At 60.8% G+C, this 332-nt stretch carries 1 protein-coding gene; it reads right to left on the minus strand.

Translation table 11 applies throughout. The features are described 5' to 3' along the window. Window positions 1-99: 99 nt before the first annotated feature. The coding region (locus NR111_RS18355; protein WP_256821647.1) for a DUF6537 domain-containing protein at window positions 100-332 on the minus strand (233 nt) is incomplete at its 5' end.

The following is a 332-nucleotide window of genomic DNA, read 5'->3' on the forward strand; positions in this document are numbered from 1 at the left end:
CAAGAAGAAGATAGGATCAGGTTCCCAAAACATTGTTACTAAATGCACTGGGCGCGCCTAGCAAGGCGCGCCCAGGAGAATGCCGCTCAGCGCGAGTGTTTATGCGGTTTTCCGCAGGGGTACATCGCGCGGGGCAGGCGCCGTATAGCTCTGCATCGAGCGGGCCAGCTCCGTCCTGTACTTCTCGACGTTCGCGGCCTTCACGTGGCCGAAGCCGCGGATGGTTTCTGCAAGGGCGGCGATTGTAGCTGCTTGCGCCAGGTTGTCGCGATTCAACCCTGCGAGCAACTGGTCTATGGTCTGGCGGTACTCGCCCACCAGCGCGCGTTCCA

This window comes from Dietzia sp. Die43 (assembly GCF_024519835.1).
GTDB classification, from domain to species: domain Bacteria; phylum Actinomycetota; class Actinomycetes; order Mycobacteriales; family Mycobacteriaceae; genus Dietzia; species Dietzia kunjamensis.